The 13,898-nt window shown below is 36.1% G+C and carries 14 protein-coding genes; 3 read left to right on the top strand and 11 right to left on the bottom strand.

Annotation, left to right across the window (positions count from 1 at the left end; genetic code table 11):
• Positions 1-11: 11 nt before the first annotated feature.
• From HYG87_RS03930 to HYG87_RS03940, 3 genes are all read right to left on the bottom strand, one after another.
• On the bottom strand, positions 12-917 hold the full coding sequence (locus HYG87_RS03930) for a peptidase (protein WP_211533924.1): 906 nt from the start codon (positions 915-917) through the stop codon (positions 12-14).
• A 169-nt stretch (positions 918-1,086) separates the two neighbouring features.
• Positions 1,087-2,475 carry an MmgE/PrpD family protein gene (locus tag HYG87_RS03935; RefSeq protein WP_211533925.1) on the bottom strand — a complete coding sequence of 463 codons (1,389 nt, stop codon included), beginning with the start codon at positions 2,473-2,475 and terminating at the stop codon, positions 1,087-1,089.
• Between the two features lie 80 nt (positions 2,476-2,555).
• Complete coding sequence (locus HYG87_RS03940) at positions 2,556-3,818, bottom strand: tRNA(Ile)(2)-agmatinylcytidine synthase (RefSeq protein WP_211533926.1); 1,263 nt, start codon at positions 3,816-3,818, stop codon at positions 2,556-2,558.
• Positions 3,819-3,839: 21 nt separating this feature from the next.
• On the opposite strand from HYG87_RS03940, the gene HYG87_RS03945 reads away from it, so the two are divergent.
• On the top strand, positions 3,840-4,808 hold the full coding sequence (locus tag HYG87_RS03945) for a transcriptional regulator (protein ID WP_211533927.1): 969 nt from the start codon (positions 3,840-3,842) through the stop codon (positions 4,806-4,808).
• Between the two features lie 75 nt (positions 4,809-4,883).
• Here HYG87_RS03945 and HYG87_RS03950 read toward each other — a convergent pair whose 3' ends face one another.
• Complete coding sequence (locus HYG87_RS03950) at positions 4,884-5,633, bottom strand: hypothetical protein (protein ID WP_211533928.1); 750 nt, start codon at positions 5,631-5,633, stop codon at positions 4,884-4,886.
• Positions 5,634-5,879: 246 nt separating this feature from the next.
• Between HYG87_RS03950 and serA the strand changes: the two genes are divergently transcribed.
• Entirely contained in the window at positions 5,880-7,451 is a 1,572-nt protein-coding gene (gene serA / locus HYG87_RS03955) for a phosphoglycerate dehydrogenase (RefSeq protein WP_211534205.1), read from the top strand.
• Positions 7,452-7,642: 191 nt separating this feature from the next.
• Here the strand turns inward: serA and HYG87_RS03960 are convergent, their stop codons facing one another.
• From HYG87_RS03960 to HYG87_RS03975, 4 genes are all read right to left on the bottom strand, one after another.
• Positions 7,643-8,074 carry a Mov34/MPN/PAD-1 family protein gene (locus HYG87_RS03960; RefSeq protein WP_211533929.1) on the bottom strand — a complete coding sequence of 144 codons (432 nt, stop codon included), beginning with the start codon at positions 8,072-8,074 and terminating at the stop codon, positions 7,643-7,645.
• An 86-nt stretch (positions 8,075-8,160) separates the two neighbouring features.
• Positions 8,161-8,907 (bottom strand): tRNA(His) guanylyltransferase Thg1 family protein, encoded by a 747-nt coding sequence (locus HYG87_RS03965; RefSeq protein ID WP_211533930.1) that lies wholly within the window; start codon positions 8,905-8,907, stop codon positions 8,161-8,163.
• A 128-nt stretch (positions 8,908-9,035) separates the two neighbouring features.
• A complete protein-coding gene (locus HYG87_RS03970) occupies positions 9,036-9,800 on the bottom strand; it encodes an aspartate dehydrogenase (protein ID WP_211533931.1) in 765 nt (254 codons plus the stop codon).
• A 78-nt stretch (positions 9,801-9,878) separates the two neighbouring features.
• Positions 9,879-10,199, bottom strand: coding sequence for a PRC-barrel domain-containing protein (locus tag HYG87_RS03975; protein WP_211533932.1), 321 nt, complete (start codon positions 10,197-10,199; stop codon positions 9,879-9,881).
• 255 nt (positions 10,200-10,454) lie between these two features.
• Here HYG87_RS03975 and HYG87_RS03980 point away from each other — a divergent pair, with 255 nt between their 5' ends.
• Positions 10,455-11,180, top strand: a complete 726-nt coding sequence (locus HYG87_RS03980) for a tRNA-binding protein (RefSeq protein ID WP_211533933.1) — start codon at positions 10,455-10,457, stop codon at positions 11,178-11,180.
• A 23-nt stretch (positions 11,181-11,203) separates the two neighbouring features.
• Here HYG87_RS03980 and HYG87_RS03985 read toward each other — a convergent pair whose 3' ends face one another.
• The 3 genes from HYG87_RS03985 to HYG87_RS03995 are packed head-to-tail and all read right to left on the bottom strand — an operon-like array spanning position 11,204 to position 13,808.
• Complete coding sequence (locus HYG87_RS03985; protein WP_211533934.1) at positions 11,204-12,616, bottom strand: lactaldehyde dehydrogenase; 1,413 nt, start codon at positions 12,614-12,616, stop codon at positions 11,204-11,206.
• Positions 12,617-12,673: 57 nt separating this feature from the next.
• The gene (locus tag HYG87_RS03990; RefSeq protein ID WP_211533935.1) at positions 12,674-12,865 is read right to left on the bottom strand and encodes a class III signal peptide-containing protein; all 192 of its coding nucleotides are present in this window, start codon (positions 12,863-12,865) and stop codon (positions 12,674-12,676) included.
• Positions 12,866-12,875: 10 nt separating this feature from the next.
• Positions 12,876-13,808 carry a type II secretion system F family protein gene (locus HYG87_RS03995; protein ID WP_211533936.1) on the bottom strand — a complete coding sequence of 311 codons (933 nt, stop codon included), beginning with the start codon at positions 13,806-13,808 and terminating at the stop codon, positions 12,876-12,878.
• Positions 13,809-13,898: the final 90 nt, after the last annotated feature.

The raw sequence follows: 13,898 nt of genomic DNA on the forward strand, positions 1-13,898 counted from the left end.
TATACCTGCCATTAAAGAGGTATGGCCAGATCAGATGGCCCTTTTTTTGAAATTATGGCTTCCGGATAATATCGATCAATCATGGATTTCACCAGTGACACCTGTCTAATGCGCTCACGAGCCTGGGATTTAGTAGTATCCCAGCCGTGATGTCCTGCTACTGAGCCCCCAGTTTTAAGATAAACCGGTGCTGCCGCCTTAATTATATCCGGAACCTCGTAATGGCGAATAAAGCCCCCTGATGATTTGGGGTTTTCAGTATGTACATCAATGGAAATATCAATGGAATCTCTTAATGAGGCCAGCATGGGTATCTGCAAGTCCCGCACAGGATTAAATGAATCCGCCCCCAATTCTTCTAAAAGTCTGGCTGAGGCAGGATTACCATGGCCGGTGTGGGCCGATATTTTAAAGTGTACTTCAGAGGGTATTTCTCCATCAGCCCTTAATTTATTCAAAATCCAGAGCAATCCCTCGTCATAAATTACTATTCCCCTGATACCCAGATTTATGGCCCTTTTCACATCTTCAATAGCATAGACCAGGTTTTCATATCCTCTCAAACGATATCCTATTCTAGCTCCTTCTTTAGTTTGAGCAGATGCACTGGTATCATATGTGGCCCGGGGGCCAACACTTAAAAAAAGTTCTATACTTGCTTCCCTGGCTAAGTCACCCATTTCTTCTATTTCAGAATCAGTAAGTAACATTATCCCCTTGGTCTGGGTCACCCGGTGAACAACCAATTCATAATCATCTAAAGCATCAATTAAAGAATTTAAAGCTTCTGGTTTTTGAATTCCAGGAACTTCAAAACGGTACTGTGCCCCATCATCAAATCTCTTTTTTGATTCCACCATATTCATTGAAAACGATTTAATTCCCATCTTTTCTAAATATAACCTGGTTTTATTCATAGATTCACCTCCATATTCATTCCAAATGAATAAGTTAAAAATTTTTTAATTTTAGAAGAATAACTACTAATGCCTGATGAGATATGAGTAAATTTAGTCTAATTGCGAAAATGAAACTTTTCGCCAAAATTCGAATACTCACTACAATAAAATAGGGTTACCCTTTTTATCAATTAAAGTTACCCATAAGATACCGAATGGACAATGATTCCATTTCATTTAGGATTTCCAGTTTTCGAATATCATATCCGGAATTAAGAAACTGAAACTTATGGAGTATTTCTTCTTTGGTAAATGGATTTTCTGATTCTCCCTGAGGTAAAAGAGTAGTTTTTTCAATAGAATATCTATTTAATTCGTTTCCACCCATATTAATTTTATTATAGGTCACTGCAACTCTAGATGGTCTTTTATGAGGTTGAAGATGGTCTAATTTTTCATCTAATTCAATAGCAATTTTTTGACTCAATGCCCTGACTTCAGGTGAAATTTGACTAATTGCTTTCACATCATCCACCCCTAAATCACCCCCGCAAAGGGTAATGGCTATGGAAAGGGGTAAACTCTGTCTTAAAGATTCAGGAGTTTCCGGATAATAATTATCATGTTCAGCTGCTGTTTTATATGTTCGAACTTTTATATGATCAATCTGGTTAATATTAATTCTTTTTAATTGTAATTCTTTATAGATTTGACGGGCCGAGTCAATAGAAGAGTGTAAATGGCGACAGACAGGATATCTCTTTAAATAAACATCTTTAATATGAAATTGGCCTAAAAGAGAAGTTACATTATCTACTAAATCTTCTTTTTCTTTAATAGTTGAGCACATACACTTTAAAAAACCTTCTTTCCCCTCTAAAATACTGGATGGTCCTGTGAATCCTCTTTGGGCTAATAAAGCAGATATTACTCCAGAATGTGCTGCATGCCCTGCATGAAGATGTTTACCCATGCTACCAGAGTGACCTGATTCCAAAAGTCCTGCTGATTGAGTACCGGCCAGTCCCAGAGCATTGACAGTCTCTTCAAAATTCAATCCCAGAATCTTAGAAGCAGCCGCCGCTGCACCAAAAACTCCCAGGGTAGATGTACTATGAAAACCCTTATTCCGATGCACAGGATTAACCATAATACCAAGAACTATTGCCACTTCATAGCCAGCAACCATGGCCTCCAGAAATTCTTTTCCAGATTTATCATGATATTCTGCCAAGGCAAGAGCAGCAGGTATAACAGAACAACCAGGATGGAGCTGAGCAATTCTATGACCATCATCCAGATCCAGAGCATGAGCTGAAATCCCATTAATCAAACAACCTTCCAGTAATCCACCTCCACCATGTCCCAGCACAGTAATTTCTTTAGATAAATCCCCAGGGGATAATTTAATGGATTCCATTGTATCCCAGATAGCCTGTGAACTTTTTTCTCTGGAACCTCTCAAACTAACTCCTAAAAAGTCAGTGAAACATAATTTAGCTTTTTCCAGAGCAAAAAGAGGTATTCCATCGATATGGAGATTAATTATAAAAGATGCTAGCGAGGTGGTAATCATATGATGGTAATGATTTAAAGAAGTGAATAAAGTTTTTCATTTAAATTCCAGTAATGGATACAACATAATTAAAAATAAAATTAAATTTTAATATTCATTCTTATGAGAGGTTTAGAAAGGTGCCGGCGGGCAGAAGGAGGCACCTCATAAAAACCAGTTTTTAGGTCCCTTGCTATTTCATTACGTAGCTTTAATTCACTCCTGATTTTCTTGCCACAGCGGGGACATTTGTATCCTTTACCACAACCTGCCGATTTCATACGTTTTCCACAATCACATAATGGATTTTTCTCAATGTATTCTGGAGCTAATGATTTAATCTGAATTTTTTCCAGGTTTAAAGTTCCCTGGGAACCAATACCTCCATAAGCAGTTATATGGTCTCCAGGGCGTAATTTTTTAATTAGCTTCCGGAAGTCTTTGGTGGGTTCATAGGCGGCACATTGTATGCTTCCCGAATCATCTTTAAGTTTGAAAAAAACATGCCCTCCTTCAATATTCCATGGCATGTCTTCCACTTCTCCCGAAGCAATATAGCACCCGAATTTTTCCATTTCACTGATTTTTTTTATTTTCTGGAGATGGATATCCGTATGCTGATTTGTTTTAAATATACAATACCTATCCAGTGGTTCATCTATTTCTACCAGGTTATGGGCCTCGAGAACAGCTTCGGGACTTTCTCCACGAATCCCATATAAAATAGGACATGGAGTATGAGGTTCAATGGCCATGTATCCTCCATCCAGATTATCAAAGGTTTGAGGATATGTTTTTTGATCCATTACTTTAACTGATTGGGGATTTATCCTTCTTTTGGAGCAGTAATTTTTACTCTGGCGATAAGATAATAACTCATATGTAATGTCATTAAGAGGGCATCCAATCGCTGATAAAGCCCCTATAATTCCCCTACCTTTTTTAAAGCAATAAAAATCAGCTCCTATTTCTTCTGCCAGGCTTTTTGCTTCTTTTATGGTTATTATGCTGCGTATGGCCTTCAGAGCAAATGATTCTAGTTTTTGGTTTACGGCTCCCTGATAAAAAACCACCCCTGGATTGGTATTCTCGTTTTCCAGGCATGATAATTCTTCCACTTTTTTTAAAATAATTTTTTTTGCTTTTTCTATCTGATTGATAGAATCCAAAACCATTTTAAATGATGTGGCACCATTCCCCCTTGTTTTAAATCTGGCAAAAGGATTAAGCCGGATTAGCCTAGGATGTCCCTCCACTTTGAAACCACAATATTTAAGTTCATCAATAATTACACAAGTAATATAAGTTGTGCACATTCCTTCTGGGGAATCTGTGTCATCTATTCCCACGTAAATTTCATACATTTAGTCATCACCGGTGATCTTATGAATAATCCTGAAAGGATTCATGTACTTCAAGAAATAAATAATCTTTTATCCAATCATGGATTTGAAACTTCTCATATATATGATAGAAGTTGCTTTGATATGGTGGCCCGGAAGAAGTTATTGCTTCTCTTATTAAAGGTTTTAATTAACATTGACAGTATTAATGGATTGCAGGCAGATGCTATAAAGAAAGTTTCCAGTACTTTTTTGGGTTCGCCTCTTATTGTAGGTCTTAAATCCAAAACAGAATACCTGGAAGAAGATGTGGTTTATGAAAGACACGGCATCCCGGTTATTGGACTGGAAACCCTAAAAAATATGATTATCGACGAAGATTACCCTGAAATACTGGCAGATAGGGGAGGATACTACGTTCAAGTTAATGGAGAGGCCTTAAAAGATGTTCGTGAAGAATATAATCTTTCACTCAAAGATTTAGCTAATCTAGCCCATGTATCCCGTGAAACAATCTATAAATATGAACATGGTCTGGTACGGGCCTGTCCCGAAACTGCCATGATGCTGGAAGATATATTAAATCTCAAAATAACTATTTCTATTGATTTATTTAAAGTTCCAGATCAAAAAATTTGTGCAGATTCTCTGGAAAAACAAAATGAAGGAGAATCAAACTTGCTAATTGATCTGGGTTTTGGAGTTATGCCCACCCAGAAAACACCATTTGATGCCCTGGCCACCATGCAAAAACCCACTATTTCCAATAATAGAAATCCTCTAATTACCAATCTGGATAAAAAAAGAAACCAGAAAACGCTGCAAAAAATGGCAGTTAATTTAAAGGATCTTTCCATAGTCACTGGTTCGGATGCTGTTTTCATTATGGACCGTAAAAAGTCTTTTGAGTCTCTGGATGGAATCCCGGTGGTTAAAAGCTGGGAAATTGGTGAAATGGAAACTCCTCTAGAACTTATTAAATTAATAAGGGAAAGGAAAGAGTGTAGTTAAAAACCTCTCTTATGTAAAATTAGTTAATTATTTTTAAATTGGGATTTATATAAGTATAAAAAAAAGAATGGTGAGTTATTCATTAAATAACAGACTAAATGTCTGTTCTGCCTCTTTTTTAGATGCTATGCCCAGAGCAACAGCATCAACATAATCCAGTGTTTTTAAAAATTCAAAGGCATCTTCTGGAGTTAATATTCCTGCAGCCAGTATTTTTTTAGCAATTATTGTTTTATCAAGTTCCATAACCAGATTTCTAAGCTGTGATCTTTGATCTGGCAGGAATTCTTGAGTATCCATTAAATATCCCAGTTTATTGACTGGCATGAGATAAATTTCAAAATCATTTAATATAGGTGATTCTAAAAGAGATTGAGTGGTTTTAAAGGGAGTATGGGTAACCAGACCAGGGATTGAATTTGTATTTTTTATAATATCCAGATATTCTCCTAACTCTTCCCATTTACAGTTATCAGTTATATCAGCATGGAGTAACATTACGCTTGCTTTAAGGGATGAAAGCATTTCAATATCCTCCATTTCATGACCAGGGCGTATGGTTCCCACCACATCCATATAAAATCCATCATTCCCTGCCAGTTTCAGGGCCTGGATTACCGGCTCATAGGGTAGAAGCTGAATTCCCCGTATACCCATTTCATGTGATTTTTTAATAATTTCAGCCATGTTTTCAGGCTGGGAATACAAATCAAGTTGATAAAGACGGGCGCGATGTCCAAATTGAGCCGCGCCAATAAAAGGAGAAGTTCCTAAGAGTGTTTGAGGGATTTTTTTATTATTTACATGCAAGTAATCTTTGAACATATATTTAACTTCCTTTCATGGTTTTTAAATTAATTTTGAGTCATATTTATTTATATTCACTCAGTAGGGTGATGGATTAATAGATTTAAACATCAGATACCTTATTAAAGATATGATCAATTCCCCCTTAAATATAGCCCTATTGATTAAGGGAGTGAATTTTTAATAAATATAAAATGACATATTTAAATGTCTGCTTATCAATACCAATATTTAGAGAAAATATATGGTGAAATTATGGACCAAATGAAGGTAATTATTGCCGATTCAATAAATGAAAAAGGAATTTCCGATCTCAAAGAGGTAGCTGAAGTAACAGTAGCGACCTCCATTACTCCAGAAGAACTGGTAGAAGTCATAAAAGAATACGACGCTATTGTAGTTAGAAGCAGAACTAAAGTGACCCGTGAAGTAATTGAAGCAGGTTCTAAACTCAAGGTAATTGCTCGGGCAGGTGTGGGGGTGGATAATGTTGATGTTCAGGCCGCCACAGAAAAGGGGATAATGGTGATTAATGCACCTGAATCTACTTCAATTACAGTTGCAGAACATTCCATGGGTTTGATGATGTCCCTGGCCCGGAAGATATCTATAGCAGATAAATCAGTTAAATCAGGACAATGGGAAAAAAGCAAATTTATGGGTATTGAATTAAATAATAAGACCCTTGGTATAGTGGGAATGGGCAGAATAGGTTCCCAGGTAGTTATAAGAGCAAAAGCATTTAACATGGAAATTTTGGTTTATGATCCCTATATCAGTAAAGAAGCCGGGGCAGAAATGGGAGTAAGTGTGGTTGATCTGGAAACCCTGCTTAAAGAATCTGATGTCATTACCATTCACGTGCCATTAACTCCTGAAACCAGACACTTAATTTCCACCAGAGAAATGGAAATAATGAAAAACACCGCTTTTATCATCAACTGTGCTAGAGGAGGAATTGTTGATGAAGATGCTCTTTATTATGCTTTAAAAAATGACATAATAGGTGGAGCCGCTCTGGATGTATTTGAAAGTGAACCACCCCAAGAAAGTCCACTTTTAGAACTGGATAATCTGCTGGCCACCCCTCATATTGGTGCTTCCACTGCAGAAGCCCAGCGAGATGCAGCTTTAATTGTGGCCAATGAAATAATTACAGTTTTCCAGGGAGGTTCACCACGCAATGTATTAAATATGCCGGTGATGGATTCTAAGAATTTCAAAATCATGAAGCCCTATCTGGATCTTTCTGAGAAAATGGGAAGCTTTATGGAACAGGCCACTTCAGGAAACATAAAAAATATGGATGTAACCTACTGTGGAGAACTATCAGAAATGCCCCAGCAAGATATTTTAACCAGGACTATGCTGCAGGGTATTTTAAACCCCATACTAACTGAACCAGTAAATCTGGTAAATGCACCTTCTATAGCTCAAAATAGAGGAATTATAGTTACCGAAGGTAAACGCTGTGAATCAGAAGGTTATAAATGTATTATAAAATTAGAAATCAAGACCGATAAGGATGAATTCTCATTAGATGGAACTTATGTGGATGAACCGAAAATCATTAAAATCAATAATTACTGGGTAGATGTTAAACCAGAAGGAACCATGGTTATTGCCAAGTATCAGGACCTTCCAGGAACCATAGGTGCAATTGGTACCAAACTGGGAGAGCACGAAATTAACATTGCCACCATGCAGGTTGGACGCAAAGAAGTAGGTGGAGAAGCAATAATGGTTCTGAAAGTCGACCAGAGCGTTCCCCAGAGTGTAATTGATGAAGTTAAAAAAATGGACCATGTGGAAGATGCCGTGGCCCTGGAATTTTAATTAAATCCCATTTAAAATTCCAATACCTATTTTTTTAAAATAAAAATTTATTGCCTAATAATGTAGTTAAATAATTATAAATTCTTTTTTTTGTTAATTAAAGCTTAATATATCTCAATATATCATTTAACCATTAATATGCGAATAATTAAGAATAATTAGCATTAATCATTTTAGAATGACTGCTAAAATTAAACCACCTTAAAATCAGTTATCTCCCCAAAGGTATTATAGGCCACCATGCTCTCCAGAGTATAGGGTTGGGCAATTATCAGATGAAAAAATCCATTTTTAGAAAAAAAGATTAAATCTGCCCCAGAAGGATGAGCTGAAAATCCAGGATGGGAGTGTACTGATCCAACTGCCCCAGACATGGGTGGTAGCATGAAAATCTTCATAACTGCACCTTCATTAGATGTTTCTCCCGGTAGAAAAATCAGGCCATCAATATGTAAAACTTCATTTCTAATTTTCCCTGCCAGAAGAGCCACGAACTCCAGAGGGGCTGTTTTTTTTGATATCTGAATAATTTCATCCACAACTTCCTGATCTAAATGAACTTCATTGAATTTTTGTTTATTATTTCCAAAAATAAAGCTGAGTAAACGGTCCAGTATTCCCATGGTAGTACCTTAATAGTTTTTTTAAATTAGATAGGATTTAAGTGTAATAAAATTTATTGTAATTTAATTTTATGAAGGATTAAAACTCACATTTCCTGAAAAAAGTTCTGATTAAATACCGGAAGGTCCCAGTCAGTTATAATTTTTTTCCGGGTGGTTAATACCTCCTCCTTATGGAGGGGATTGTATCCTTTAATTTCTATTTCTCCCTTATATATCCCTACCCCTTTTCTTTGCCAGGCAGGTACTTTTGATATATTTATTCCTCTTTCAAATAATAAATCATGTATTTGGGCACTTTTTAGACCCTTTAATTGTTTCATAGCCTGATTTTTATCCATTTCATCCCTCAAGGTCCAGTAAGCATATCCATTAAGGCAATTTCTCCAGGATTCATCCTGCCGGGATTTAAAGTACTCCATTACCATCTCCGAAGAAAGAGAAATTACACGTGAATCAAAAGAAACTCTATTTAACATTCTGGGTTTAGATTTTTCTTCACCTGATTTTAATAAGTTTTTATTAAAGTTATGTAAAAATGACGAAGCCGTGAAACTGGCAAAAACTGAATCCATTTTTTCAACCCGGCCCGAGAATGGAACCTGATCCAGCAATACGTTGAACTCATCAGAAAAGGTATAGATAAAAGAAGGGCTGAATTCTCGCATGATAAATATGGCAGTATTCACCATGGCATCAACAAAAAGAGAGTCATATGGTTTTTCCAGTCCAAATTCATTAGAAAGTCTATGAAAACCCCTTCCATCCAGCCTTAAAATCAATTTAGACCCGCAAGGTACTTTCAAGTTGGAAAAAATTTCACATTCTTTCATAAAATACTAATTCCTGCTATATTTTAGTTATTGTAAATTTATAAAATACTGGATATATTTTTGAGATGAAATATAAATATGTGCTTTAAATTGATTTAGATTATTATAAATAAAAAGTACAATTAAAGTTAGGTTCCCACAATAAAATTTTCATTCAAACCCTTAAGAAGTTTTATAGCAGAATATGCAGCTAGAACACTTGTTTTAGGATTTATAGAACATCTAATATTCTTAGTGGTGGTTTTAAACTCCCCAAAGTCTCCCTGTACATTTACTTCATGTTCATTTCGATCCACATCCGGATCCACAATTATTTTAACATCCACGTCTATTTCGCAAGCTATGCTCAGGGCAGCAGCCACATTAATGTTTACAGGAAATCTTTGTACAGCCTCTGATGCTTTGCCCTCATATAGTATTTTTTCTTCATCAGTTTCAATCCCCAGTGACCGTGGAGGCTTTCTGGTGATGAGGGTTGCTTTATTTATATGGCCAATCGAAGCAGCTTTGATACCATCCAATCCAACTATGGCTCCGGAAGGGGCGTAAATTTTTGCATTATTTTCTTTGGCTTTCTTAATAAGCTCCTCTTTAAGGTTTTGATCCATTAATGCCCCTATGCTCATAATTATAACATTTTTACCCTTTTCCAGTATGAGAGGTACAATTTCACGTACCGCCAGGGGAGATGCAGATTCAATTACCACATCCACCTGTTCCAGCATATCTTCCAGATTTAAAACTACTTTGCCATTGATTTGTGAAGCTAAATTTTCCGCCCTTTCAAGGTCACGATCAAAAAAATATCTAAGTTCAACACCCAGTTTACCCTCCAGGGCAAAATTGGTAATGATATTCGCAATGGCCCCACAGCCCACTATTCCCACTATCATGAAATCACTGTTTAAAATGCATATTAATAGAATTAAGTTTTAGAAAAAAAGGGAGATGAAAAAATTATAAAAATAATATTATACTGGATTTGGTGCTTTTTCAGCCATTGCCGGAGATATGATTAATATATCACCTACAGCCTGGACCCTATCATAAGCAATATCCATCACACCTTCTTCTTTTAGTGGTCTGATTTCATCTGTTTCAGGAACTATCCTGATGCTCGTTCTAATTACTTCTTTAAGGCCCACATTTTTCTTATCCATTTTCATGGCCTTAACTTTAAGATTAGATACTCTACCCTTTTTAATATTCAGCACCACATCCTGTACTCGTCCCACATATTTTCCTTTAATTGTGTATATATCTAAACCATAGAGATTGGACAGCTCAACCATTTTTACACCACCAAATTTTAAGTAATTGATTCTCCTGGAGAAAATTTTAACCATTAAAATCCTTTATTATAAGATATTTTATCAATTAATACTTTAAATACTTTAGTATTGAAAATAGCAATTTATTTCCAGCAATATAATAAATTATGGTAATCTAATATAATCAGAATTTATAATATGGAATAAGGAGCATTAACTTCACAGGGAAGGTATGCTAATTAATAATTTATTTTAAAAATAATAAAAGGTGAGAACATGTGGGATACCAGTAAAGATTACCGCCTCCAGGTAGCCGAAAAATCTATTGAATTATTTTTAAGGACTATTGAAGGAAGAAATTTCAAGGGGCACTGGAATAAAAAAATGGCCAGAGATACAGCCCAGGAAATGGCCCGTGAATTAAAATATTTATCTTATTCTTATATGGAACCAGAAGCCATTGCAAAATCGCCTCAAATGGTTTCTCTTGAAGAGCAAGTGCATTCCATAGTTAATTATATGGGTGGAGAAAAATGGAAAGTGAAATTTTTAGATCAATCCACCCGGGCTGAGAGGGAAAAATTAGAAGAAAATATTGCAAAAGTTAGTTTTTTCTTTAATACTATTATGGGACTTAAAAAACGTATAATGCTGGGAAAAATCAAGGACCCCATTATAGGCATAGATATTAAGGTGGGGGAAATTATGAGTGTATCCCAGCACCCCCAGGCGGATAATTTAATTATATGTAATGTAAATTTAGGAGATAAAGCCATAACCGTAGTTACTAATGATATGGAAGTTCAAGAAAGTAATAGAGTTGCTGTTTCCATGTTACCCCCCAGTACTTTTATGGGTATCACCAGTGATGGTATGTTTTTAGGAGCTGGTGAAGGAATTTTAAAGGATGTTAAAGGAGCTAAAGGAGAAATGCCCCAAGGAATACCGCTAGAAGCGCTTAATGAATCCCGTAATATAGTGGAAGGATTTTTAAAAGAATAAAGTATAAGTAAGATATTGTCCATCTAAATGGTATTAATTACCACCAGTTTGGTGCGAACCATATCCTCCACCGCATATTTTACCCCTTCTTTACCCATTCCACTCATTTTAAATCCACCAAATGGCATATTATCCGTTCTAAAAGTAGATTGTTTATTTATCATTACCGATCCCGCTTCAATCTCTTTTGCTGCCTGCATAGCATGGTGGATGTTGCTGGTGAAAATACTGGACTGCAAACCATAAGGAGTACTATTGGCAATTTGAATGGCTTCATCTACTCCATTAACCCGTATTATGGGAGATATAGGGCCAAAAGTTTCTTCACTTACCAGTTTCATAGAAGGGGTAACCTGGTCCAGCACGGTGGGGCTGTAATAATTACCCTCCCTTTTTCCACCACATAATAACTCGGCACCCTCATTTAATGCCTCAGCAACTACTTTTTCCACATCAGATGCAGCTTTCTCACCAATTAGTGGACCAACATCGGTTTTTGGATCTAATGGATCTCCTATTTTCATTTTTCTGGTTTCTTTTACCATAAGTGCTGAAAACTCATCCGCCACTTTTTCATCCACAATTAACCTTTTTACGGCAATGCAAACCTGTCCTGCATAAAGATAGGAACCTCGAACAGCTCCTTCAACCGCTTTTTCTAAATCAGCATCTTCAAGAACAATCAAAGGATCGTTACCCCCTAACTCTAAAGTAATTTTTTTCATGGACGCCTGCCGGGAAATCAATTTACCCGTTTCTACACTTCCGGTAAAAGAAATTTTATCAATATATTCACTGGTAACCATTTCCTCTCCAATTTCACTTCCCCTTCCAGTAACTGCATTAACCGCCCCATCTGGAAAATATGGATACATAATTTCTAAGAGTTTAAGAATAGAAAGAGGTGCTTGAAGTGATGGTTTTAAAATTACAGCGTTTTTAGCAGCTAAAGCCGGGGCCAATTTATGGACTGCTAAATTTAATGGATAGTTAAAGGGAGTTATAGCTCCCACCACCCCTAAAGGTATTTTTAGAGTAAATCCAATGAATCCTTTGCCTCCAATTCCCGCATCCAGAGGGATTGTTTCACCATATATACGTTTAGATTCTTCTGCAGATAATTTTAAAGTTTCAACAGATCGTTTAACTTCATCCCGGGAGGCTTTTATTGGTTTTCCAGATTCCAGAGTTAATGATTTGGAGAAATCTTTCCAGTTTTTTGATAGTTCCTGGGCAATATCATCCAGGGCCATAGAAATTTTACGGGACGATATTTCATTTAAATCTTTTTTTGCACGGTTTGCCGCCATGATAGCCTTTTTTAAATCATTCTTATTCCCCAAAGGCACTTGACCAACTACTTCATCATTTGCAGGGTTAAAAACTTTTATTTTCTCTTTTTTATCTACCATCTTACCATCAATTATCATCTGCATAATTATTCCTCTAAAGGCTAACATGAAAAAAAAATAATTTAAAAAAAAAATCCGCAATTAAAATTTTTTTGTCAGGTTATTAATTTGATTGGTGACATTTTCCACATCAGTTTTTATAATCTCATCACCTAATCCAGTTAGATAGTTCTGATAATAAATTGCAGCCACAATCACTATTACTATCATCCCTCCAAAAATAAGGATAAGTTCTGCAGACCCTTGACCTTTTTCATCTATAATGAATAGCATTTAAGCACCTCTAAAATCCTACTAAAAGAATTCCAAATGTTCCGATAATATAAAATATGGCATAAGCTACAATAGCCAGAGGTATGGCAAATTTAACTCCTTTTTTTGCACTTCCATACATAATAATTCCAATTAAGAGTCCGGCTATAATGGAGTGAATAATAATGTATCCTCCCGCTGCCATGGTGGCTGCACCAGCTAAGGGGTTTTCTTTACCAACAGACTCCATAAAGTTAGCATAAACTCCAATCATTCCCAGAGCAAATGGTGCAGCTACAATTGCAGCTATAATTAAAAACATCACAGACATCATCACATTAGCTTTTCTTTCACGTTTTAATGCCAATACTGCTCTCAAATCTTCCGCCACAGTTTCAATAATATCTGAAAGACTTCCCCCTGCTCTTCTACCTTCCAGTATCATTCTAAAAGTCCTATCCAGATTTTTAGATTGTAATCGTTCACCCATGGATAGAATAGCATCATCAAAAGTTCTTCCGATTTTTATTTCAATTACTGCCCTTTTTAATTCATCAGTAAGTGGCCCACTGCCGTGTTTAGAAACATCCTCCAGAGCCGTTTCTACTCCAACACCTGCCCTTAAAAGGGAAGCAATTTGCCTCAAAAAGTCAGGAGTATTCTGTTCAATAGCATCTACCCTTTTTTCCATCATATAAAAAATATAGCCCCCCATAATGGCTGGAGGAATAAAAAATCCAATTATTCCTGCAATTAGAGCATTTACACCCACCAATGCTGAAACAAGTACAGCAAGGATGCTAATTCCAAAGCTGGCAATTAAAGCTAGAGTAATGACATCAGAAGCTTTTACATACATTCCGGTTCTGATTAAAATTTCTTGAATCCTTACCATGAATTTTTCTGGAATTATACTGTCTATTGCACCGGAAACCGGAGATAATATTTTAGGGATTGCAGCCACTTCATACACCTGACTCTATTCTATAATAATATTATGGTATTAAGTTATTTATATATACAGGTTTGAAATACAATTACAAAATTTCATATA

The organism is Methanobacterium alkalithermotolerans, from assembly GCF_018141185.1.
Classification (GTDB): domain Archaea; phylum Methanobacteriota; class Methanobacteria; order Methanobacteriales; family Methanobacteriaceae; genus Methanobacterium_F; species Methanobacterium_F alkalithermotolerans.

Excerpts from the sequence above, each read along its gene's own strand:
- HYG87_RS03945 (WP_211533927.1), top strand. The coding sequence starts at position 3,840 with ATGAATAATCCTGAAAGGATTCATGTACTTCAAGAAATAAATAATCTT.
- serA (WP_211534205.1), top strand. The coding sequence starts at position 5,880 with ATGAAGGTAATTATTGCCGATTCAATAAATGAAAAAGGAATTTCCGAT.
- HYG87_RS03930 (WP_211533924.1), bottom strand. The coding sequence starts at position 917 with ATGAATAAAACCAGGTTATATTTAGAAAAGATGGGAATTAAATCGTTT.
- HYG87_RS03960 (WP_211533929.1), bottom strand. The coding sequence starts at position 8,074 with ATGGGAATACTGGACCGTTTACTCAGCTTTATTTTTGGAAATAATAAA.
- HYG87_RS03990 (WP_211533935.1), bottom strand. The coding sequence starts at position 12,865 with ATGCTATTCATTATAGATGAAAAAGGTCAAGGGTCTGCAGAACTTATC.
- HYG87_RS03985 (WP_211533934.1), bottom strand. The coding sequence starts at position 12,616 with ATGCAGATGATAATTGATGGTAAGATGGTAGATAAAAAAGAGAAAATA.
- HYG87_RS03935 (WP_211533925.1), bottom strand. The coding sequence starts at position 2,475 with ATGATTACCACCTCGCTAGCATCTTTTATAATTAATCTCCATATCGAT.
- HYG87_RS03940 (WP_211533926.1), bottom strand. The coding sequence starts at position 3,818 with ATGTATGAAATTTACGTGGGAATAGATGACACAGATTCCCCAGAAGGA.
- HYG87_RS03975 (WP_211533932.1), bottom strand. The coding sequence starts at position 10,199 with ATGGTTGAGCTGTCCAATCTCTATGGTTTAGATATATACACAATTAAA.
- HYG87_RS03980 (WP_211533933.1), top strand. The coding sequence starts at position 10,455 with ATGTGGGATACCAGTAAAGATTACCGCCTCCAGGTAGCCGAAAAATCT.
- HYG87_RS03970 (WP_211533931.1), bottom strand. The coding sequence starts at position 9,800 with ATGATAGTGGGAATAGTGGGCTGTGGGGCCATTGCGAATATCATTACC.
- HYG87_RS03950 (WP_211533928.1), bottom strand. The coding sequence starts at position 5,633 with ATGTTCAAAGATTACTTGCATGTAAATAATAAAAAAATCCCTCAAACA.
- HYG87_RS03965 (WP_211533930.1), bottom strand. The coding sequence starts at position 8,907 with ATGAAAGAATGTGAAATTTTTTCCAACTTGAAAGTACCTTGCGGGTCT.